Genomic DNA, 23,877 nt, shown 5'->3' with positions numbered 1-23,877 from the left:
CAAGCAACTCACAATGTAAGCGCGCAACCAAGCTCAAAAACAATTAAAAAGTTTAAAAGTAAGGTTGACATCCTGAATAAACGATGTAAAATGCGCACCTCACTCAAACGGAGTGAGTCACCAAAAAGCAACGGCTTACGGTGAGGTTGCAGTAGCAACCACGTTCTTTAACAATGTAGACAAGACAATCTGTGTGGGCACTCGTTAAGAGTGTCTATACGACGATTCATAATTCGATATATTTAATTGAAGAGTTTGATCATGGCTCAGATTGAACGCTGGCGGCAGGCCTAACACATGCAAGTCGAACGGTAACAGGATGTGCTTGCACATCGCTGACGAGTGGCGGACGGGTGAGTAATGCTTGGGAACTTGCCTTTGCGAGGGGGATAACAGTTGGAAACGACTGCTAATACCGCATAATGTGCACTTGTGTACCAAACGGGGCTTAGGCTCCGGCGCAAAGAGAGGCCCAAGTGAGATTAGCTAGTTGGTGGGGTAAAGGCTCACCAAGGCGACGATCTCTAGCTGTTCTGAGAGGAAGATCAGCCACACTGGAACTGAGACACGGTCCAGACTCCTACGGGAGGCAGCAGTGGGGAATATTGCACAATGGGGGAAACCCTGATGCAGCCATGCCGCGTGTGTGAAGAAGGCCTTCGGGTTGTAAAGCACTTTCAGTTGTGAGGAAAAGTGAGTAGTTAATACCTGCTCACCGTGACGTTAACAACAGAAGAAGCACCGGCTAACTCCGTGCCAGCAGCCGCGGTAATACGGAGGGTGCGAGCGTTAATCGGAATTACTGGGCGTAAAGCGCACGCAGGCGGTTTGTTAAGCTAGATGTGAAAGCCCCGAGCTCAACTTGGGATGGTCATTTAGAACTGGCAGACTAGAGTCTTGGAGAGGGGAGTGGAATTCCAGGTGTAGCGGTGAAATGCGTAGATATCTGGAGGAACATCAGTGGCGAAGGCGACTCCCTGGCCAAAGACTGACGCTCATGTGCGAAAGTGTGGGTAGCGAACAGGATTAGATACCCTGGTAGTCCACACCGTAAACGCTGTCTACTAGCTGTGTGTGCCTTTAAGGCGTGCGTAGCGAAGCTAACGCGATAAGTAGACCGCCTGGGGAGTACGGCCGCAAGGTTAAAACTCAAATGAATTGACGGGGGCCCGCACAAGCGGTGGAGCATGTGGTTTAATTCGATGCAACGCGAAGAACCTTACCTACACTTGACATGCAGAGAACTTTCTAGAGATAGATTGGTGCCTTCGGGAACTCTGACACAGGTGCTGCATGGCTGTCGTCAGCTCGTGTCGTGAGATGTTGGGTTAAGTCCCGCAACGAGCGCAACCCTTGTCCTTAGTTGCCAGCATTAGGTTGGGCACTCTAAGGAGACTGCCGGTGACAAACCGGAGGAAGGTGGGGACGACGTCAAGTCATCATGGCCCTTACGTGTAGGGCTACACACGTGCTACAATGGCATTTACAGAGGGAAGCGAGACAGTGATGTGGAGCGGACCCCTTAAAGAATGTCGTAGTCCGGATTGGAGTCTGCAACTCGACTCCATGAAGTCGGAATCGCTAGTAATCGCAAGTCAGAATATTGCGGTGAATACGTTCCCGGGCCTTGTACACACCGCCCGTCACACCATGGGAGTGGGATGCAAAAGAAGTAGTTAGTTTAACCTTCGGGAGAACGATTACCACTTTGTGTTTCATGACTGGGGTGAAGTCGTAACAAGGTAACCCTAGGGGAACCTGGGGTTGGATCACCTCCTTACTATTACGTCGATGACGCCCTTGATGCAGTGCCTACACAGATTGTTTTGTCTAGAAAATAAAGAACGACACAAGTTTATGGGGCTATAGCTCAGCTGGGAGAGCGCCTGATTTGCATTCAGGAGGTCAGCAGTTCGATCCTGCTTAGCTCCACCATTCTTTACCGCAAACACTTACGTTGTAAGTGGTCGTGATAAATAACTTACCGTCGATGTAAAATCGACTTGTTATTTATCTACTCGCTAAAAGGTAGAGAGTTTGGCCGCTGAGGCTAATAAACAGTTGTTGCAATGATTTTTGTTCTAGGTAAGCCGTATGACGAGCTGCGACATAGGGCAAAAGACAGCAGCAAGAACAGGCTTGTAGCTCAGCTGGTTAGAGCGCACCCCTGATAAGGGTGAGGTCGGCAGTTCAAGTCTGCCCAAGCCTACCATTTTCCTTCTTACTTGCGTTGCAAGTCGTCGTGAAAAAAGCCGCTTAACCGGAAGCGGAGCTTCCTGACGGTTTTTCTACTCGCTAAAGATGGCGGTAGTGAAAGGGTAAGGTAGAAAGTTGATTTTTGTGTCACGTTAGACCCGAAATCCTAATGAATATTTACTTTTTAAGTAAGCATTGATTAGGGTTTTTTACCCTAAAGATGATAGTACTGCAATAGCAGGAAACATCGAATGTTCTTTAACAATTTGGAAAGCTGATATTAATAGTAATCAATCAGAAGAGTAATTGAGAAGTCGAAAGACGCACTTTTTACTCTATTTGACTTGAATTGCTTGTTATCGACAACGCCGCAAGGCGGGTCAATCGACGCGTTCGGTTGACAAAGAAGATAGCAAGGCAATTCTTCCGATTAGCTTGTCATGCATATAACATTACCCGTGTCCGAATTCAAAAGGCGGACATGAGGCCGATACTCAAGGCTTTTTAGGGTTGTATGGTTAAGTGACTAAGCGTATACGGTGGATGCCTTGGCAGTTAGAGGCGATGAAGGACGTGTAAGTCTGCGAAAAGCTGTGGTGAGCCGACAAAATGCATTTGAGCCACAGATGTCCGAATGGGGAAACCCACCTGTTTACAGGTATCGTTACATGAATACATAGTGTAACGAGGCGAACGAGGGGAACTGAAACATCTAAGTACCCTTAGGAAAAGAAATCAATTGAGATTCCCCTAGTAGCGGCGAGCGAACGGGGAGCAGCCCTTAAGCTGTTTAGTGTGTAGTGGAATCCTTTGGGAAGAGGAGCGATACCGGGTGATAGCCCCGTACACGAAGCGTGCTTTACAGTGAAATCGAGTAGGTCGGGACACGTGTTATCTTGACTGAATATGGGGGGACCATCCTCCAAGGCTAAATACTCCTAACTGACCGATAGTGAACCAGTACCGTGAGGGAAAGGCGAAAAGAACCCCTGTGAGGGGAGTGAAATAGAACCTGAAACCGTATACGTACAAGCAGTGGGAGCCCTTCGGGGTGACTGCGTACCTTTTGTATAATGGGTCAGCGACTTATATTTAGTAGCAAGGTTAAGTGAATAACGGAGCCGTAGCGAAAGCGAGTGTTAACTGCGCGTTGAGTTGCTAGGTATAGACCCGAAACCCGGTGATCTAGCCATGGGCAGGTTGAAGGTTGAGTAACATCAACTGGAGGACCGAACCGACTAACGTTGAAAAGTTAGCGGATGACTTGTGGCTGGGGGTGAAAGGCCAATCAAACCGGGAGATAGCTGGTTCTCCCCGAAATCTATTTAGGTAGAGCCTCGGACGAATTCCATTGGGGGTAGAGCACTGTTAAGGCTAGGGGGTCATCCCGACTTACCAACCCTTTGCAAACTCCGAATACCAATGAGAACTATCCGGGAGACACACGGCGGGTGCTAACGTCCGTCGTGGAGAGGGAAACAACCCAGACCGCCAGCTAAGGTCCCAAAATATTGCTAAGTGGGAAACGATGTGGGAAGGCACAGACAGCTAGGAGGTTGGCTTAGAAGCAGCCACCCTTTAAAGAAAGCGTAATAGCTCACTAGTCGAGTCGGCCTGCGCGGAAGATGTAACGGGGCTAAGCAATATACCGAAGCTGCGGCAGAGGACATCACTTAACTTCATTTATGATGAAAGCTAACAGCAACGTCGCGAAGCGGCCTGCTGGTAAAGCGTTTATCACAGTGGAGTGGGGTTAAGGATGTCCTCTGGGTAGGGGAGCGTTGTGTAAGTGGATGAAGGTGAGTTGTAAAGCTTGCTGGACATATCACAAGTGCGAATGCTGACATGAGTAACGATAATGGGAGTGAAAAACTCCCACGCCGGAAGACCAAGGTTTCCTGTCCCATGCTAATCAGGGCAGGGTAAGTCGGCCCCTAAGGCGAGGCAGAAATGCGTAGTCGATGGGAAACGGATTAATATTTCCGTACTTATATAATCAGTGATGGAGGGACGGAGAAGGCTAGGCAAGCTTGGCGTTGGTTGTCCAAGTGAAAGCGAGTAGGCCGAGAATTTAGGTAAATCCGGATTCTTAAAGCTGAGACGCGAGACGAGCTCCCAAGGGAGTGAAGTTGTTGATGCCCTGCTTCCAGGAAAAGCTTCTAAACGTATGATTATATGAACCGTACCCCAAACCGACACAGGTGGTCAGGTAGAGAATACTAAGGCGCTTGAGAGAACTCGGGTGAAGGAACTCGGCAAAATTGTACCGTAACTTCGGGAGAAGGTACGCCCTTATCTGTGATAGGACTTGCTCCTTGAGCGGACGAGGGCCGCAGTGACCAGGTGGCTGGGACTGTTTATTAAAAACACAGCACTCTGCAAACTCGTAAGAGGACGTATAGGGTGTGACACCTGCCCGGTGCCGGAAGGTTAATTGATGGGGTTAGCGTAAGCGAAGCTCTTGATCGAAGCCCCGGTAAACGGCGGCCGTAACTATAACGGTCCTAAGGTAGCGAAATTCCTTGTCGGGTAAGTTCCGACCTGCACGAATGGTGTAACCATGGCCACGCTGTCTCCACCCGAGACTCAGTGAAATTGAAATCGCAGTGAAGATGCTGTGTACCCGCACCTAGACGGAAAGACCCCGTGAACCTTTACTACAGCTTGGCACTGAACATTGAACCTACATGTGTAGGATAGGTGGGAGGCTATGAATCACGTACGCTAGTATGTGTGGAGCCGTCCTTGAAATACCACCCTTGTATGTTTGATGTTCTAACATTGGTCCCTTATCGGGATTGTGGACAGTGTCTGGTGGGTAGTTTGACTGGGGCGGTCTCCTCCCAAATAGTAACGGAGGAGCACGAAGGTTAGCTAATCACGGTCGGACATCGTGAGGTTAGTGCAATGGCATAAGCTAGCTTAACTGCGAGACAGACACGTCGAGCAGGTACGAAAGTAGGTCATAGTGATCCGGTGGTTCTGTATGGAAGGGCCATCGCTCAACGGATAAAAGGTACTCCGGGGATAACAGGCTGATACCGCCCAAGAGTTCATATCGACGGCGGTGTTTGGCACCTCGATGTCGGCTCATCACATCCTGGGGCTGAAGTCGGTCCCAAGGGTATGGCTGTTCGCCATTTAAAGTGGTACGCGAGCTGGGTTTAGAACGTCGTGAGACAGTTCGGTCCCTATCTGGTGTGGGCGTTGGATGATTGATGGGAGCTGCTCCTAGTACGAGAGGACCGGAGTGGACGAACCGCTGGTGTTCGGGTTGTCATGCCAATGGCATTGCCCGGTAGCTACGTTCGGAACGGATAACCGCTGAAAGCATCTAAGCGGGAAGCCGGCCCAAAGATGAGTCATCCCTGACCTTAAAGGTCTGGAAGGGTTGTTATAGACGATGACGTTGATAGGCAGGGTGTGGAAGCGTTGTAAGGCGTTAAGCTAACCTGTACTAATTGCCCGAGAGGCTTAACCATACAACACCCAAGAAGCTTTAGGCTGGTGTGTTGTAAAGCGACAAGCTTATAAAGAATAAAGCAAGTAGAGTGAGAAGTGATTACTCCTTGATTGATTGAATATCAGATTTCCGATTTGTTAAACCAGTTTATTCCTGGCAGCCATAGCGGTACGGCACCACCTGATTCCATTTCGAACTCAGAAGTGAAACGTATTAGCGCCGATGGTAGTGTGGGGTCTCCCCATGTGAGAGTAGGACACTGCCAGGTCCCATTAAGAAAAACCCGCCTAACGGCGGGTTTTTTGCTTTCTGGCGTCCCAAAACCTTCACGACAAACAAAAAATAATGGGGGTCAGAACCCAATTATGCTTCTCTCACTCCCTCTTCACCGCATCCCACATTCAATAAACGGGGTCAGATCCCGATTTGTAGCCAATAATAATGTTCAGCGCACGATAGATGGGAATTATTGTGGTTCTGACCCCGTTTATTAAAAGAGCATTAGTTGATCGTTGACGATGTCGCTGAAATCTATTCCGATTAAGGGCAGAATACTTTCTGCAATGGGGCGGATTTGCTTTTCAATATAGTGGCTATGGTCTAGAGGAGAACTCACCATATCGCTGGTTTGAGGGCCATTTAATGTAATAACATAAGCGATGGTTCTATTACGTTGATACTGTAATGGTGATTGGCGCTCTGCATTTAACTTATCGGCTAAGATAGCAGCCTTCACATGAGGTGGGTGAGACTTGGTATAAGACGATAGTGGCTTTCTTAAACGCTTTTTATAAACCAGCTGTTGGTCTACAGCTCCACTGTTTATTTTATCAATCGTATCACGTATGAATTGTTTTACAGGCTGCTGTTTAAATACTTTACTGTAAAGCTCGTACTGAAAGTCCTTTGCTAATTGTGTCCAATCAGAGCGAACGTTTTCTAGCCCTTTAAACACTAACTCCTCGTTTTCATTACTCTCACCGACGTTACTTTCAGAGAAAGTGGTACCGTCATCGTCGGTAGATGCTCGTTGAGTCTCAGTATGAGTATGTTCTATATCGGTATCTCGAATGCCGGCATAACGCTTTTTACTGCCTTCTGATGAGCCTCTGATAGTAGGCATAAAGAATTTAGTAAAGTGAGATTCAAACTCAATTTCTAACTCACAGGTGAGGTTAAACTCTTCAGCGATGAGTGTCTGCCACCGTTGATTTATAATTGTAGCAAGCTGCTTACCTGTTTCCTTTGGCGTGCCGAGAGAAACATTATTGTTTAAGTGAACAAAGGTTGAGTCTGTATCACCGTAGATAACCGTATACCCTAACTCTTCAATCCATTTCGCAGTGGTCTGCATAATGTCATGGCCACGTAGGGTAATTGAACTAGCAAGTCTTGGATCGTAGAAGGGGCATCCGCCGCTACCTAACACGCCATAAAACGAGTTCATTATAATCTTGATAGCCTGAGAGCGGGGTTTGTCTTCTTGACGCTTTGCTTCGTCACGCTGAGCCCAAAGGTTTTTGATAATCTCAGGTAAGAAATGCTTGGTGCGGCTAAATACAGCTCCCTTGAATCCAGGTATGGCTTTTTCAGGAGATTGTAAACCTTCAGCCAGTCCTAAAGGGTCTATATTAAATGTGCGTATTATTGACGGATAAAGGCTTTTAAAATCTAAAACCAGTACATCATCATACAGTCCCGGCAGGGAACGCATTACGTATCCACCCGGGCTTGCAAGCCCACCATTTGACGGTCGCACGCCAGCAACGTAATGCTGCCTATGCAGCTTTGGTAAATATACGTTTAAAAACGCGGCAACTGCCCCACCGGGTCTACCTAACTCAAGTCCCGTCAACGTACCTCGCAGCGTTAAGAAGTCAATAAACTGGGTTTTTCGTTGGATACCGTTGACAAGTTCGCTGTCTTTAAAATTATAGTCGGCAAGAGATAAGGGCTCGTGCAAATACTGATGCTTGATTGCCTTGAGTTTATCGTCTTCTTGAATAAGCTTATTTTCGTTTAAAAGCTGCTCGGCTACATTGTCTAAAGAAAACGAGTCGAAGTGATATGTCATTGTTTTGAGCGCTTCTATACCGTCGACAATGCAGCGGCCCGGTATATTAACCAGTACTTGGTCATCCCATTCTCTCGCCGTGGCCTCTCTGCCTTGTCGGCCCATCAATAGTTTTTCATTAACGCGCTTTGCACGTCGCGCTATGACAGCGAAGTCAAACTGCTTCACATTCCAGCCCAAAATAATATCTGGATCGATGCTGCAGATTCGGGAGAAAAATACGTTGAGCAGCGTTTTCTCGCTATCAACCACCGTCAACGTGTATTGCAAACTCGTTGATGCTAATACCTTACCTTCGAAAGTAGGGGGCCTAACTAAGATGACTTCGTTATGGCTCTCACCTGCGATTGAAATACTGAATAGTGATTCGGTCTCATCACATTCAATATCAATACTTACCCACGTAAACGATGGCAAGTAGTGAGATGGTCGAATTCGAACGTTGGTTATTACATCGTCATTGTTGTGAGAAACAAACTCTATAGCACCATAAATGAAGCGTTCCATAAGGTATCGGTCGGCTAACCGAATATCTGCTTCATAGAGCGTGATACTATTTTCGGTCGCAATTTTTCTTAGCTTATGCATTTGGCTTTCGGTGTTTGTTTTTATAGTAACAACCGGTGTTTGCTCTAGTGTTTTAAAGTGGCCAGAGGGAAAGGACACATCACGGTTTAGTATACCTGAGGCGCCTAAGGCACTAATAAGTTTGGCCTTATTATCCATAGCAACAAAACAAGTGGGCTGCTGAGGCGCAGACACTAGCCTTACCGTCTTTTCTTGTGTTTTCACCCATAGCTCAACAAACGCTTTCCCCTTTTCGGTAAACGTACTTTTATTGAGAATATAACCTTGTTTAATCACGCCATGCTTTTCTTTTGTTTATCAACTTTAAACAATGAGCTACTACCACTTTTCAAAACCTATTGGTGCTAATTAGGTATTAGAAACCCGATTCCCAGCCAGAAAAAGCTAAGTATACCGCACCTAGCCGTTGGTTATCCTCATTCCATTAACTTCAAAGTCAGTCCATTGCTATAACTTACTACTATAGATGTCCATTCGAGAGATACGTTTGTTTTTAAGGTGTAGCCGCGTTAGAAGTAATATCCCGTAGAATCAGTTTTGTATCATTAAAAGAGGTATGCCATGCAATATCTAGCAGACAAACAGCCACAGCCTGGTGAACTGGTTGAAATTGCAAACGGTGTTATGTGGCTAACCATGCCTTTGCCGTTCGAGCTTGACCACATTAATCTCTATCTCATTAAAGATGGAGACAACTGGGTAGTTGTTGATACAGGTATTGGTACGTCGACAACGAAAGCGCTGTGGCAGCAGATATTTGAAAAGCTCAATGGCAATATATCCGCTGTTGTCGTCACCCACCTTCATCCCGACCACATTGGGTTAGCGGGTTGGATTGCCGACCAATTTGATATTCCTTTTTATATGTCGCAAACAGAGTATTTCACTGCTAGAGCGTTTTGTGCGGGCAAAAATGGTGCGTCGAATAAAAGGGATGTCCGTTACTTTAGGCAAGCAGGCTTAAACAGCGAGTTAATTGATAAGCTTACTCAGGGAGATGGCAAGGGGTTTAGCCAAGTTGTATCGCCCATTCCAGTGAGTTATACGCGGTTGAAGCACAATGATGTTTTGTCATTTGACAATAACCAGTGGAAGGTATTAATTGGAAAAGGACATTCTCCAGAGCACGCTTGTCTCTACTGCGAAAATAAAGGGGTGTTGATTTCAGGCGATCACATACTGCCCATGATAACGCCAAATATTGGCGCTTACTCTACCGAACCTGACGCGCTTACTTTGCATGACTACCTCACCACGCTCCCTCCGTTCAAAGCGCTCCCAGAAGATACAGTTGTATTACCCGCTCACAAGTTCCCGTTTGTAGGCTTGCACCAAAGGGTTGATGAATTACTTGCTCATCACCATCACCATCTTCGTGCATTAAAAAGTGCGTGCGCTACCCCTCAAACAGTGGCTCAGCTATTGCCCGTGATGTTCAAGCGAAAGCTCTCAAGCAGAAACATGGTGTTTGCCGTGGCAGAGTGTTACGCCCATTTAAATTATTTGGTAGCCGAGGGAGAACTAACAAAAACGCTAGTAGATGACAGTGTATTAACGTTTACTCAGCGCTCGGCCGCTAAACTGACAGCAACTCACTGAGAGCGGCTAAACTAACCGGCAAGATAAATACGTATTGCGTGTTTGTTTTACGTGACTGATACAGGTGTTGAATCCAGCGCTATCTCACAGATTGCGATGGGCTTATTAGCAAGAAACTATTAGCAAAGAGCTATTAGCCAGAAACGATGCCGAAACTTAGCCAGAATCTAGGCACGACGTTTTTCGTTAGCGCTATTTTGAAAGCGCTTCAGTCGCGGGCTCTGAATTGTCAGAAGATGAAGGCTGCGGGGGGCTCTTTGGAATAGTAATTTGCACAACGGTACCTTTGCCTTCTTTACTGCTGATAGACACTTTCCCCTGATGTTTTTCTATTGCGGTATAGGCGACGGATAAACCTAACCCCTGGCCTTGCCCTTCAGGTTTGGTCGTAAAGAAAGGTTCAAATATACGCTTTACGTTTTGTTCGGCAATACCACACCCACTGTCTAAAACTTTAAACGCGATATCATTGTCGTTTTCGATAATACTTAGCTTTATAAAGCCTTTATCTTCAATAGCTTGGGCTGCGTTAACCATCACGTTCATCAGTGCTTGTTTGAGCGTGCCAGGGTCGCCAATAATTTCTAGCTTTTCCTTAGCACATTCAAACTTATACTCAGGCTTTGCATATTGCGCTGATATAAGGGTAATGAGCTGTTTCGCGACTGAGCATACTTCAATGTTTTGATACCCATCTGCGGTTTCTAAAGAAAAGTTTTTAAGATTTTCGACGATATCTCTCACTCGACTTAAACCTTCGCTCGACTCATCAATAAGCTCAGTAATGTCGTCTTTGAGCATGGCATAGTGATTACTTTCAAGCAGAGATTGCATCTGCTCCTGCATCTCTTCTGTGAAATGAGTGATTTGAGATTCCACCCCATCACATATTGCCAAAAGATGTGACGCATACTGAGACAAGGTATCTAAATTTGCAGTAACAAAGCCAATAGGATTATTTATTTCATGAGCAATGCCTGCTGCTAACTGACCCGTAGAGGCCATTTTTTCAGCCTGAATAAGCTGGCTCTGTGCGGTATCCAATTTTCTGATGAGCTTGCGCTGTTCAGCGTGTTCTTTCTTAAGCGCTTGAGAGAGCTTTTGCTGCGCCCGAAAATAGCTGGCTTGTGCCGTTACGTCTTGAAGAAATATGCAGGCTAACTTTTTACCAGATGTATTATCTTTTATTGGAATAATTTCCATATTTTGATACATCTGGGTTTCTTCGCCCGTGATGGGACGGCTACTTTTAAACGGAAAGATATGTGGCCGTTGTTCCCAATAACTAAAGCTGGGGTGTTGCAACACAAACACCGACTTAAGTCGCCGTTTGAGAAATTTTCCTTGGCCTTTGAATAATTCAGTGACAGGTTGCTCTTTATAGTCTTTTCGCAATTCGTGTGGCAAGCGGTCTAAAAAAAAGTCATTCAAGTAAACCACATTGAATGCTTCGTCAACAATGCCGATCCCGACGGGAAGTTTACTAACGAGTTGCTCGAACATTACCCGAGTAACTCGTCTAATGTGTCTTTCATTCTAATGAGGGATTCATCGTCTAAACAAAAAACAACGCGCATACTGAATGATGATATGGCAATGATAAATTGCACCTCCATCACTAAGGTATGCTGCCACTGCAGGTCGATAAAGTTGGACTTTTCAGGTCGAAATAGTGTTGGCATATTTAAGTTAGTGGTCAGGTCTAACTGATCAGACAGTCCCGCTAAGCAAGCACCTGCAAGAATGTTACAAAGCTCAAGTATGATTTCTTGAATATCTTCTTTTGTAAGAGGCTCCTCGTAATCCATCAGCTTTGCCACTTCCGTGAGTCCAGACTGTGATAGCACAGACATGACTTCGCCATGAATATCACCTAGAAATGACTGGCGCGTATAAAAGGCGTCTTTTGTTTCATACAGCAAACCATACAGTTCGTTTGGCGTCACCGTAGAGATTTTTGGGATAGAAATGTCAATTTTCGTTTCGATGAGCTGCGCTAGTGAGTTTGCAGCTTGTCCCATTGAGATATTGAGCAACTCTTGCAGCGCATCTCTTTGATCTTCGTCAAGTGGTAAGACAATACTCATAAGTACCCCAATTCGAACATCGCCATAGCGAGCTCTTCTTTGTCTAGTGGTTTTCTCAAAAAGCGTTTTGCGCCAAGGGATATGACAATCTTCTGTTTTTCTGGCTGAAAATCAGCACTGATAACAATGACGTTAAGTATACTGGCTTGTTCATGAAGGTATTCCAACACGCCGACGCCATCTACCTCTGGCATAGTAAGGTCAAGCAATAGTAGATCAAACGTGGTTTCTGCAAGCAAGTTTATGGCCTCTTGACCATTCGTTGCTTCACTAATGGTATAGTCTAAATCTTCTGGCAATGCACGAATAACACTGCGTCTAGACAGCTTAGAGTCATCAGCAACTAAAACAGATATCGACATTAAAAAATCTCCTAGATGGCATCTATCGTGTCCGCACAGTAGTAAAGTATGTGCAAGATTAGCGTTACTGCAACACTCTATGCGAAAAATTTTGCAGTTAGCCGCCCTTCAATACCTATGATTATAGGGCAAAAGTGACTTTTGTGCGTATTATACTTTAAGTTGAAAAGATAGGCGAAAGAGGGCAAACGAAGAGCTAAATAAGGGGACAGTGGCGTGCGCCGTCATATTCGGCGCACATGAACAACAATACTGGTTAGACGTTTTGCGCTTTTTCCATTTTTTCTAGGGCTTCTGGCATTGCATCAATATACCTTTGCACGTCACTAATTTTGCCCATGCTTACCCGAGACCAATTGTTGTAACTTCTATAAATACCGCGGATCAATATGTCTTTTTCAGCCATGGCACGTCTGAAGTGTTCAGCGTTTCCACTCCCCAAATTGACAAACACAAAATTAGTACTCGATGATGCCGCTGTCAAACCGTTAGCTTTGACAGCATCCATTACCATAGTGCGTCCCTGTAGAATCTTGTCTTTTGAAAACGTGAGAAATGCATCGTCGTTGTAACTTGCGATAGCAGCCGCGAGGCCCGCTTGGTTTAACGTGTAGTTACCCATCCCGTATTGATTTACCCATTCAGTATTTTGCTCTGACGCTATCAGGTAACCAACCCGCATGCCCGCGAGCCCATAAATTTTCGAAAAAGTACGTGCAACAACAATATTATGGCCAGCCTTAACTAATGGGATCATGGTGTGCGCCGATGGATCATCAGTAAGCTCGTTGTATGCTTCATCTACCAGCACCAGCGTTTTTTTAGAGGCCTTAATGCAAAATTCTCTCAGCGCTTTAGGATCTAAAATTTTTCCAGTTGGGTTATTAGGATTACATATGTGCACCATACCAATAGAGCCATCAATGGCGTTATAAATAGCGTCTAAATCAATATCCAGCGCAGTTGTATTGGCGACGCGGATAATTTCATGGCCCCCTTGTTTTTCAGGCGCCCTCGATGTGGTATCCCAAAATAGGTCAGGCCCTAAAATATTGCCTTTTTGACTAGCAGCTAACGCGGTATAGGATAAGATTGGACTTGAGCCTGCGCTTAACGATATGTTTGTTTTTTCAATGCCATGCCGCTCTGCGATCATGTCTATTAATCTCATGGCTGCAGGGTAGGCATAATATGCACCACCTTGCGCTGCAGCATCAGATATGGCTTTGAGTGCCGCGGGGCTGGGTCCAAATGGGTTTTCGTTAGCATTAAGCTTGGCTACACCAGGTTCTGGTCCGTAGCGAAGTGGCGGTTGATTTTTTAAGGCCTGAGCGGAAGTTGCCTGAGCGCCTAGCGTAGTAATAATGCCGCTTGCTCCTATAGCCGTAGCCGCGGCGCTTCCGCCAAGAAATAAACGTCTTGAGCGATTCATAGTCATGGTGTTATTCCTTCTTTTTAATCGTTAATTTTCTTGTTGCAGGCCTACATTGCTTTGTAAAACATAGCGCTAGACACAAGGACGAGATAGATACCAAATAAGCGCTTCAATCTTTTTTCACTAAAATTATGAGCCATTTTGGCTCCAATAGGCGCAGTGAAAATAGCGCCAATGCTAATAGCCACAAGGGCAGGTAAATTAATGTAGCCAACGGTACCAAACGGCAGTGCACCGGTTTGGGAATGCGTCATAAATAGAAAGCCGATCGCACCGGGCAACCCAATTAAAAAGCCAACGCCTGCTGCGGTAGCCACCGCTTGCTGAATACTGCGTTTGCACATCACCATGGTGATAACGGTTGGCGTGCCGCCACCAATACCAAGTAATGCAGAAAAGCCCCCGAGAACGAAAGCAAGCAATGCTTTGCCCTTTCCCGTGGGCATTGCGAACACGAGACCTGGCCGAACGACGAATTCCGGAAACAAAAAATACACCGAGTAAAGGAGTACACCTGCAGCGAATACCACGGTGAGTCCGTTAGCGCTCGTATAGCTAGCTATTGCCACTCCACCTATTACGCCGAGCACAAGCCAAATGCTCCACGAACGGAGTATGTCGAAATCTACCGCGCCTTTTGCTTTGTGAGCCATAACAGAACGTGCACTTGAAACAACAATAGAGGCTAATGAAGTTCCAATTGCTACCTTCACCAATGCCTCTGAAGGAGGGGTAAAGAAAGGAAATACGGCTAAAAGGGCAGGTACTACGACAAAACCTCCACCATTGCCGAACAGGCCTGCGGTTATCCCCGCGATAGCGCCTGTTGCACATAAGGTAACTACAAACAGCAGTAGTTCTATTTCCATTAACGCATTTGCTCCATTGAAGTTGTTGGGTTGATACAGTGAGCTGAAAGTGCGTTTGATAATTGCCTAGTGAGTCGTTGCTCTTTCTTCTGTTTTACGCACTGATCTTAAGCAATCCGATGCACAACAAAGGCGCTAAATAAAGCGACGATATTCACTCACTCACTCTTAAAAAATTAATTTAGTGTTTACAGGCTAAAAGCTCTTGTACCAGTGAGGAAGAAAGAACATTGTTTAGGGGTATAAGAAAAGTGTTGATCCTGTCTTCTATCTATTGTTTTTGTTGGTTTGTGACTAATTAAACTAGTTTTTTAATTTTTTTAATGAAGAGACGCTAAAAAAGTCAATGCTGTGTTTAATGATTAACACATACAGTTGAACTGTAAGCAAATTTGATGGCATACACTTTGCTGCTTCCATCTGTAGAAGGATACATTCTAAAAATGTATGCCCATGAACGGTCGAGCTATAAATTCTCTGCTTATCATCAGCTGTCTATCAATAAAAACTCAAATTTATACTGAGGAAGCGTCCAGTACTTTGAGTCTGCTAAACACAGCGAGTGCGTGAGGAAGTATGCACCAGTATGTTGATTAATAAATTTCACCGAGGTAGTGATATGCATTCAAAACAGTTGGAATATTTTGTTACCGCAGCGAAGAAGGGCAGTATTGCGTCTGCAGCTCGCGCGCTCAATATTGCTCAACCTGCGGTGAGTCAACAATTGGCGAGCTTAGAAAGAGAGATTAAAGCCACCTTATTCAATCGCAGTTTTGCGGGCATCACTCTGACGGCTGCTGGTGAAATCTTTCTCACTCATGCAACGGCACTTTTAGAGCAAATGGATATTGCCAAAAATGCAGTGTGCGAGGAACGTTACTCGCAAGACAAAGTGATTAAAATCGGCGTTATTCCCTCCATCGGAAATGTGGTTTCGTTGCCGCTGTTAACTGAAATGGGGAAATCGACTGATAAGTTAAAAGTAGAAATAAGCACAGGCCCTTCATACACCATTAAAGACTGGCTCGAATCAAAGCAAATCGATATAGCCCTAACATATCGAGAGGCCGTAGATGATAAAAGTACACACGCTACCCCTTTGATCCAAGAAGAAATGCACCTAGTCTTTTCTGCATCCACTGAAGCACGTGAATTTGAATTTCTTAGCCGTAGAACAGAGGTTTCGTTTTCTGAACTACGAGAAGTTCCCTTACTCTCACCCGGAACCAAAGATGCGCTAGGACAATTGATAGCGCATTATGAGCAAAAAACAGGGGTAATGTTAAATCACGATCACGCTTATTCTGGGCAATTGATGACAGGATTACGACAAGTCATTAATGGTGAAGGTGTAATGATTTTGCCTACATCCGCTATTTTTCATCTCAAAGAATCGGGTTTAGTGGCGTCGGTAAAAATTGTTGAACCCGATATGCACCGAACAGTTTTTGCATTCATAGATAAAAAGGCAGTCAAACAGCATCATGTTCAAAACGCCCTGAATACCATAAAAAAAGTGGTTAGCGCCGAACACGGCCTCCAGCACTGGTGCGGTAAACTTGAATTTGCTACAACAGTGACTAAGGCCCAGTAATGTGAAGGCTATCATTCCCGACGTTATTAACGTTGTTCCGGCAATTCGATATCAACAAGTACAGGAAGATGGTCAGACATTACTACGGTTTTCTTGTCCTTTATCTTACCGTACTTCTGCACGCGAATATCCTCCGATACCCACACTCTGTCGAGTGAGAAAATGGGAAGGCGACTAGGGAATGTCGCCCCCATTTTTTGCTGGTGTAGCAGCGAATTTAGTGACGTAAACGCTTTTGAGAAAAACTGCCATTCGTTGAAGTCACCGGCAAGAACCATGGGCGTTGGGCGACTTTCTAACCGTTTTGCTAAATAAGTATGCAACAGCGAAAACTGAGATTTTCTCTCTTTTGTTTTAAGCCCTTTGTGCGTATTTATGACTGTTAAAGGGCCTTTTTCCGTTTGAAGCTCAACTAACTGAACATTTCGAGGTTGCCTGCCGTCCTGACTAACATCCAATGTTTCTGTAGACAATACGTCAAAGCGGCTCAACACTGCATTGCCGTACCATCCATCGGGCCCAGTAAGCGCCGGAGATGCAGTAAGACTAAACGCATTGTTAGCGCAAATATCATTAATATCTTGCGTCGTGTCCCTGCCTCGTGGGCGAGTATCCATTTCTTGTAATAACACAATGTCGGCACCGAGTTGTGTTAAATACTGGCCAATTCTTTTATAGTCGTGCAGCTTATCTGTCCCAATGCCACTGTGAATATTATATGACACTATGCGGCACATTCTTTACTCTCACTTTTTTCCGTTTGTTGAACAGACGTATTAGCCTGTTTCTTCTGCTGATAAAAGCGTGCAAATTTTTGTGAGCCCCATATTAAAAAGCCCCAAAGTAGTATGCCTGCAGCGAGGTAGCTAATTGTCTCAATTGACGGGTTACGCCAAATTTGAGTAATCGAATCTCCCACTAAGCCTTTTGCTATCATCGGTGGAAACATGCCAAGAAAGGTACCTACCAAGAATTGAAAAATGCCAATAGATGAAATACCCGCGACTAGATTAACTAAGCTGAATGGGGCGATAGGCAGCATACGTATAGCTGCAACACCCACTATGCCGCTGCGCTTGAGTTTTTCATCGACAGCGGCAACCTTCGGTCCTCCCAGTTTTCGCAAGCCGGCATTGCCCGACAGCTTACCGATACCAAACAATATAGCCGAACTCAATAACGCTCCCATCATTCCGTAAACGGGGCCCCAAATAGGACCAAAAATAGCTGCAACAGCGAGGGATAATACGGTAACAGGGAAGAAGAGAATACCGCCTATCATATAAACAAGCAGCACCGTGGGTAGGGCAAAATAAGTGCCGCGACTTTCTTCTAAAAATGCATTGATGCTATCGGCACTCAGCCACGAAATAGATTGGCTGGCCCAAAACATAAGTCCGCCAAGCACCGCCAACACGGTTAAGCCGATGGCAATCATTATACTGCGGCGTCTTGGGTTTCGAGCAGGTGTTACAGCGCCGCCTAAGGTGGGGATAGAAATTAGTGGTTCTTCAGGATCTGATAGTGAGCGAAAAAGGTTGTTGCTCGACTGCTCAGTAAATATTTCATCTCGCACTTCAGTTAAAATGTAACCGTGTGCGATTTGACCGCGCATAAGAGCCTCAACAGGCTGCGACTCTGTAAGAATTGACGCCATATCTGCTATCGTTCTGCCCGTATGCTCCGCCAAAAGGTCATTTCTTACATGGGCAATACTTTGTCTATTTTGAGGTGTGTTCCCAAACAGTATGGTATCAATCTCAGTATCTAAGGTCATTGAGCGGTTGCTCAAGTTTGATGAACCGATAACAAGATACTTGTCATCAACTGTCATTACCTTAGAGTGAATACGCTTGTATGCTCGTCTACCCTGCATGTCTTCAATAGACGAATAAGTCACTTTTACTCGCTCAGGGGCGATGCCTTTTTCTAAGATAGATTTAAACTGTATTCTACTTGCCCAGAACGCTTCGCATTCAAACTTTCCCTTTGGCTCGTAAGAACTCACAATACACACGCTTAAGTCAGGCTTTAATTTAAGCTGCCTATTTAATGCTTCTGCAATTTCTTGGCGGGTGGTGAACTGATTTTCAATATAGATAATCGATTCAGCTTCGTTGATGAGGTCGAGCAGCATGTTGCGTACTTCTTGTGCAGGTTCTACTTCATCCATAAATGGAATAGTTCTAGCCAGTGCACACTCAACATTCTCAAAAATAGGTGGGTAATCTTGAGGCCACGATTCCGGGATGGGCGCGTCAAAGCTTATGTTCGCATCTTCTCTCATCATAATAGGAGTTTCATTCGCTACCCGCTGCCATCTCCAGCGAACGAGTTTAGCGAAATCGGCTACTACCGGACCGCTTGATACCATTTGAACATCGTGAAGGGGGCCATATTCACCATCTGGTCCGTCACGTTCTTCAGAGACAACGGGATGATCTCTTGTGTCCCAACGGTTGGTTGATACATCCATACCGCCAGAAAAAACCAGCTCATCATCAACAAGTACAATTTTTTGATGCTGGCTTCCACCCATGGGAATGGTGTCGTCGAGTTCGGTTTTTACATTGTCAGGGGTCTTTTCATCCCACGCCTCTTTTGCCCACATTTCTCGCTGAGCAAAAAATGCTAATGAAGAATCCCAGCGAAGCAAGTAAATTTTCATGTCAGGACTTTGTTCAGCTTTCCACTTGAGCAAGTCGCTGATTCTACTCGGTGCGTCGCTTTGCTCTTCGTCTTCCCCACGAAGAAGTCGAATTCGACTATCTATGTCCCAGCCAACGATAAAAATACTGTGCTTTGCTTTGACAATGGCACTGTGCAACGCTTTGTAATAATTCCCGCAGTCAATTAGGGGCGCAGCAAAAGTAGCATTGCTCTTTACCCAACAGTTTTCACCCGGTTCAAATATATTGTTGTGCGATGTCATTACGCTACCCTTTGGCTAATCATTTCCTTTAACGAGAGACAGTTGCAGAAATCATTCCGTTTAATACCAGTCTTAGTTTCTACTTTAAGGTGATGTTTTTAAAAGAGTAATTTTTTATCGAAACCAGAGGTGATCAACACTCAAGATAATGCACTGTAATAATTTCACGTTCTACGGTCTTATTTTCGTTGTAGTTGGTAAAAACATCATTCTTCGCCTATATATTTTGGTACTAATAGTTCGGAGTGAAACAGTATGGCGTTTTTTTCTCGTGAAAATGCGGCTAAACAAGCATTATCCCAGTCAATACTTGCGGTTGTAACCATAGATGAAAATAATAATATAACGTTTTATAACGACGCAGCATCAAAGTTGTGGGGGTACTCTCCTTCCGAGGTACTTGGAAAAAACATTAAAATGCTGGTGCCAAGAGAGCATCAGTCAAATCATGACAGCTATGTGAATACTCATCGCAACACGGGTGTGAACAAAATAGTAGGTAGTTCGCGAGAAGTAGAGCTAGAGACCAAGTCAGGGCAACGTATATGGGTGCAGTTAGCCCTTTCTCAGGTCATCGTTGGCGGAAAAAAGCACTACACGGCATTTGTAAGAGACGTTACAGAAGAGCGAGAAGCGCGGGAAATCGTAGAACAAACCCTAGAGCAAGCCCTCGATGCAGTTGTGTGTATTAATGAACGCAACGAGGTGACGCTGTTTAACGCATCGGCTGAGAAGTTTTGGGGATATCGCCGCGAGGAGGTAATTGGTAAAAACGTCAAAATGTTAGTTCCCCAAGCTATTCAGGCAAATCATGACAATTATGTAAACGCAAACAGAGAGACTGGACAGGATAAAATTGTTGGTACTAGCCGAGAGGTACGGGTAGAACGCAAAGACGGTGAAAAATTATGGGGACGACTATCTCTTTCTAAAGTTCGTCTGGCAGATAGAACGCTGTATACCGCATTTGTGAGGGACGTTACTAAAGAGGTAGAGCAACGTGAAGTACAGCGCATGCTGTCTCTCGTGGCCAACGAAACTGATAATGCGGTTATCATTTCTGATGCCGATGGGCTAATTGAGTATGTTAACAACGGTTTCTATCGTCTTACAGGCTGGAAATTAGACGAAGTTAAAGGTAAAAAACCTGGATCGTTCTTACAAGGTGAGGAGACCGACCATAGAACGGTAGATGTTATTCGACAAAAGCTTAGAAATCGCGAGGCGTTTTACGATGAAATTCTCAACTTTCGCAAAGACGGCTCACCTTACTGGACGTCACTGTCTATCAACCCAGTATTTAAAGAAGGTCAGTTAGTTAATTTTATCGCGGTACAGGCTGATATTACCCGCGTAAAACAAATGGCGCTCGACTTCACCAATAAACTCAATGCCATTGGTAGTGCGCTTGTGCTTTTAGAAATGGAGCCGGATGGCAAATTAATAGAAGCCAATAAGTTACTCAAAGAGACGATTAAAGGCGCCTATGATTCTAAAGATTTTGCGCGAGAGCTGATGTCCCGTCTTACCTCTGACGATCAGGCCCAGCTGAACTCAACGGGTTTTGTCTCTAAAATTCTGGAATTTGAAAAAAACGGCAAATACCTTGCGTTTGATTCAAGAGTAAGTGCATTAAAGAATTTTAACGGGCAAGTCACCCGCTATGTATTTTTTGCTATCAATGTATCTTCTCGCAAACAAGCGGTTAATGATACGCAAGGGGCAATGCAGGAATTGCTGACTACAAGCCAGACCATCAGTACTATCGTCGGTACTATTAACTCTATATCGGAACAGACCAATCTACTTGCACTAAACGCTGCGATTGAAGCGGCTAGGGCCGGTGAAATGGGAAGGGGCTTTGCAGTGGTAGCCGATGAGGTAAGAACGCTGGCCGGTAACTCTCAATCCTCATCGAATGAAATTGACAACCTTGTTAAAACCACGGTGTCGAAAATTGAGGAGCTCGCTAAGTTGATCAAAGGTATCGACGGGTAAACGTGCAGTGGCGTGCACAGCACGCCGTTTCCGTTTGCTATTTAATGATAAATGTTAAGCAAAGTCGCAATTAGCATAGCGGTGTCAGATAGTCTAATTAAGCACTGGATAACGACGTGAATTTGTTTCAAGTGTATGAAAGAATTAGCAAAAATTCATTGATTGGAAAATACTATTAAGTGAATCCAATTTATTAACTATCGCAAGTAGGGACTTCTGTCTATTCTTGTCTACGTTGAAGTAAACATTTTGTTAATTGAATTGCTAAAGGAGAGACCTCTTCTTTAGGGTTGATATAACTAGCACCAACGGGATGAAAATATGACCATGATAAGGTTTAGAAAAACAACACTATCTGCACTAGTAGCATTATCGTTAAGTGCGACAGGCGCCATTGCTAACCAAGAAATCAGTAAGCCAGCGGGCGCTAAGGGCACTGGGATGAGCAAACCATTCCAAGCAAAAACCAACCAATTTTGGTGGCCAGATCAATTAGACCTGTCTGCTCTTCGCGATCACGACAGCCGCTCTAATCCCTTAGGCAATGAATTCAATTATGCTAAGGCATTCTCAAAGCTAGATTTAGACCAAGTAAAAGCTGACGTTAACGAGTTACTTACTACATCGCAAGACTGGTGGCCAGCAGACTACGGTAACTATGGCCCATTCTTTATTCGTCTATCGTGGCACAGTGCGGGTACCTATCGCACGCTGGACGGTAGAGGCGGCGGCGATGGCGGCCAAATGCGTTTCAATCCGCTCAATAGTTGGCCTGACAACGGTAACCTCGATAAAGCACGTCGCTTACTATGGCCAATCAAGCAAAAGTACGGTGAAAGTTTATCTTGGGGTGACTTAATGATACTTGCCGGTACCGTAGGTATGGAAAACATGGGCTTTGACACATACGGATTTGCAGCCGGTCGTACAGACGACTGGGAGCCGGACATGGTGTACTGGGGTCCAGAAGTGGAGATGCTGGCAAGTGACCGTGAAGAAAGTGATGGCGAGCTGAAGCGTCCTCTCGGCGCAACGCACATGGGCCTAATTTACGTTAACCCTGAGGGACCCAAAGGGGTTCCTGATCCAATGGGCTCTGCGAAAAACATCCGGACTGCATTTTCTCGTATGGCGATGAATGACGAAGAAACCGTAGCGCTAATCGCGGGTGGACACACCTTCGGCAAAATGCATGGTGCACACAAGCCTGCTGATTGCCTAGAAGGCGAGCCGGGCGCTGCTGGATTAGAAGAGCAAGGTTTAGGTTGGAAAAACAACTGTGGTAAAGGGCATTCTGAAGATACAGTAACCAGTGGTTTGGAAGGCGCGTGGACACAAGCGCCAACTCGCTGGACAAACTTGTATCTTTCAAACTTGATGGGCTTTGAGTGGAAGCAAACGCGCAGCCCAGCAGGTGCAGTACAGTGGATCCCTAAAGACGAGTCTGCGCATCAGTCAGTTCCAGATGCGCACGTTGAAGGCAAAATGCACGCGCCAGTAATGACCACTGCCGACCTTGCATTAAAATACGACCCTGAGTATCGTAAAATTGTAGAACGCTTTTTAGCAGATCCTAAAGAGTATCAAACTGCATTCGCGAAGGCGTGGTTTAAACTCACGCACCGCGATATGGGGCCAAAGGCTCGCTATTTGGGTAACGATATTCCAGAAGAAAATTTCATTTGGCAAGATCCAGTGCCTGTTGCTGACTACAAAGCCATTTCTGCGGGCGATGTAAAAGCATTGAAAAAAGACATTCTAGCGACCGGCCTTTCTGTGCAAGAGCTTGTGAAAACAGCGTGGGCATCTGCGGCTAGTTTCAGAGCTTCAGATTATCGCGGCGGTGCCAACGGTGCGCGTTTAGCGCTGGCCCCACAGGCGAGCTGGGAAGCGAATGATCCAGCTGTGGTAGAATCAGTGTTAGGTAAGCTTAAGAAAGTCCAAAGTACCTTTAACGCTAAAGCCTCGTCGAAAAAGAAAGTATCATTGGCTGATTTAATTGTTATCGGTGGTGCTGCAGCGATTGAAAAAGCAGCATCGAATGCTGGTGTAAGTGTAAGCGTACCTGTAGTCGTGGGTCGTACAGACGCCACGCAAGCGCAAACGGATGTGAATTCTTTCTCATTGCTTGAGCCAACGGCTGATGCATTTAGGAATTATTACGATGCCGAAGCAAGCTATCGCTCGCCGACAGAAATGTTAGTAGACAAAGCCGACCAATTAAACTTGACTGTTCCTGAAATGACGGCGCTTATCGGCGGGATGCGCACACTCGGTGCAAACACTGGCGATAGCAAGCACGGTGTATTCACTGACGACGTAAGCGCGTTAACTAACGATTTCTTCGTTAACTTGCTTGATATGTCTACGATGTGGAGAAAAACTGACGACCCGGCTGTCTATGAAGGCGTTGATCGCAAAACGGGTAAGGTGGTATACACAGGTACACCTGTAGACCTCGTATTCGGTTCGAACAGCGAACTACGTGCAGTTGCAGAGGCCTATGCTTATGACAACGCAAAAGAACGTTTTGTTGGTGATTTTGTTAACGCATGGACCAAGGTCATGACATTAGACCGATTTGACCTGCGTCACGATCTCACTGCAAAGCTAGGCAAATAGTTATACATTAACCATGAAAAAACGGGGCTTCAGCCCCGTTTTTTGTTTCTAATGTTAG

General features: G+C 45.4%; 12 protein-coding genes, 2 tRNA genes and 3 rRNA genes. 9 read left to right on the top strand and 8 right to left on the bottom strand.

Features of this window, described 5'->3' with window-relative positions:
• Nucleotides 1–243 precede the first annotated feature (243 nt).
• From ACOJR9_RS15760 to rrf, 5 genes are all read left to right on the top strand, one after another.
• Nucleotides 244–1,780: ribosomal RNA gene (locus ACOJR9_RS15760) — 16S ribosomal RNA — on the top strand.
• Nucleotides 1,781–1,859: 79 nt separating this feature from the next.
• A tRNA-Ala gene (locus tag ACOJR9_RS15755) sits at nt 1,860–1,935 on the top strand.
• A 200-nt stretch (nt 1,936–2,135) separates the two neighbouring features.
• Nucleotides 2,136–2,212, top strand: a tRNA-Ile gene (locus ACOJR9_RS15750).
• A gap of 500 nt (nt 2,213–2,712) precedes the next feature.
• Nucleotides 2,713–5,678 (top strand): 23S ribosomal RNA (locus ACOJR9_RS15745).
• 133 nt (nt 5,679–5,811) lie between these two features.
• Nucleotides 5,812–5,927: ribosomal RNA gene (gene rrf / locus ACOJR9_RS15740) — 5S ribosomal RNA — on the top strand.
• The 16S, 23S and 5S rRNA genes sit together here with 2 tRNA genes alongside, the layout of an rRNA operon.
• A 222-nt stretch (nt 5,928–6,149) precedes the next feature.
• On the opposite strand, the gene ACOJR9_RS15735 is transcribed toward rrf, so the two are convergent.
• A complete protein-coding gene (locus tag ACOJR9_RS15735) occupies nt 6,150–8,597 on the bottom strand; it encodes a DNA polymerase II (protein ID WP_420933865.1) in 2,448 nt (815 codons plus the stop codon).
• Between the two features lie 285 nt (nt 8,598–8,882).
• Here ACOJR9_RS15735 and ACOJR9_RS15730 point away from each other — a divergent pair, with 285 nt between their 5' ends.
• A complete protein-coding gene (locus tag ACOJR9_RS15730; RefSeq protein WP_420933864.1) occupies nt 8,883–9,920 on the top strand; it encodes an MBL fold metallo-hydrolase in 1,038 nt (345 codons plus the stop codon).
• A gap of 192 nt (nt 9,921–10,112) precedes the next feature.
• Here the strand turns inward: ACOJR9_RS15730 and ACOJR9_RS15725 are convergent, their stop codons facing one another.
• The 5 genes from ACOJR9_RS15725 to ACOJR9_RS15705 all read right to left on the bottom strand — a co-directional run bounded on the left by ACOJR9_RS15725 (nt 10,113) and on the right by ACOJR9_RS15705 (nt 14,673).
• A complete protein-coding gene (locus ACOJR9_RS15725) occupies nt 10,113–11,423 on the bottom strand; it encodes a sensor histidine kinase (protein ID WP_420933863.1) in 1,311 nt (436 codons plus the stop codon).
• Nucleotides 11,423–12,007, bottom strand: a complete 585-nt coding sequence (locus ACOJR9_RS15720; RefSeq protein ID WP_420933862.1) for a chemotaxis protein CheX — start codon at nt 12,005–12,007, stop codon at nt 11,423–11,425. The genes ACOJR9_RS15725 and ACOJR9_RS15720 overlap by 1 nt, the downstream gene beginning before the upstream one ends.
• Nucleotides 12,004–12,369 carry a response regulator gene (locus tag ACOJR9_RS15715; protein WP_420933861.1) on the bottom strand — a complete coding sequence of 122 codons (366 nt, stop codon included), beginning with the start codon at nt 12,367–12,369 and terminating at the stop codon, nt 12,004–12,006. Before ACOJR9_RS15715 ends, ACOJR9_RS15720 begins: the two co-directional genes overlap by 4 nt.
• 256 nt (nt 12,370–12,625) lie before the next feature.
• Nucleotides 12,626–13,807: a pyridoxal phosphate-dependent aminotransferase gene (locus ACOJR9_RS15710; RefSeq protein ID WP_420933860.1), complete on the bottom strand. Its 1,182-nt coding sequence runs from the start codon at nt 13,805–13,807 to the stop codon at nt 12,626–12,628.
• 44 nt (nt 13,808–13,851) lie between these two features.
• Nucleotides 13,852–14,673 carry a sulfite exporter TauE/SafE family protein gene (locus tag ACOJR9_RS15705; protein WP_032097295.1) on the bottom strand — a complete coding sequence of 274 codons (822 nt, stop codon included), beginning with the start codon at nt 14,671–14,673 and terminating at the stop codon, nt 13,852–13,854.
• A gap of 586 nt (nt 14,674–15,259) precedes the next feature.
• Between ACOJR9_RS15705 and ACOJR9_RS15700 the strand changes: the two genes are divergently transcribed.
• Nucleotides 15,260–16,267: a LysR family transcriptional regulator gene (locus ACOJR9_RS15700; RefSeq protein ID WP_420933859.1), complete on the top strand. Its 1,008-nt coding sequence runs from the start codon at nt 15,260–15,262 to the stop codon at nt 16,265–16,267.
• 26 nt (nt 16,268–16,293) lie between these two features.
• On the opposite strand, the gene ACOJR9_RS15695 is transcribed toward ACOJR9_RS15700, so the two are convergent.
• Both ACOJR9_RS15695 and ACOJR9_RS15690 read right to left on the bottom strand, forming a co-directional pair.
• Complete coding sequence (locus ACOJR9_RS15695; protein ID WP_420933858.1) at nt 16,294–17,004, bottom strand: endonuclease/exonuclease/phosphatase family protein; 711 nt, start codon at nt 17,002–17,004, stop codon at nt 16,294–16,296.
• The gene (locus tag ACOJR9_RS15690; RefSeq protein ID WP_420933857.1) at nt 16,992–19,199 is read right to left on the bottom strand and encodes a VTT domain-containing protein; all 2,208 of its coding nucleotides are present in this window, start codon (nt 19,197–19,199) and stop codon (nt 16,992–16,994) included. The genes ACOJR9_RS15695 and ACOJR9_RS15690 overlap by 13 nt, the downstream gene beginning before the upstream one ends.
• A gap of 255 nt (nt 19,200–19,454) precedes the next feature.
• On the opposite strand from ACOJR9_RS15690, the gene ACOJR9_RS15685 reads away from it, so the two are divergent.
• A complete protein-coding gene (locus ACOJR9_RS15685; RefSeq protein WP_420933856.1) occupies nt 19,455–21,197 on the top strand; it encodes a PAS domain S-box protein in 1,743 nt (580 codons plus the stop codon).
• 321 nt (nt 21,198–21,518) lie between these two features.
• Nucleotides 21,519–23,819, top strand: coding sequence for a catalase/peroxidase HPI (katG, locus tag ACOJR9_RS15680; RefSeq protein ID WP_420933855.1), 2,301 nt, complete (start codon nt 21,519–21,521; stop codon nt 23,817–23,819).
• The last annotated feature ends 58 nt before the right edge of the window (nt 23,820–23,877 follow it).

It is taken from the genome of Alteromonas ulvae, assembly GCF_048987005.1.
Classification (GTDB): domain Bacteria; phylum Pseudomonadota; class Gammaproteobacteria; order Enterobacterales; family Alteromonadaceae; genus Alteromonas.
This window is presented reverse-complemented; position numbering and strand designations above follow the sequence as displayed.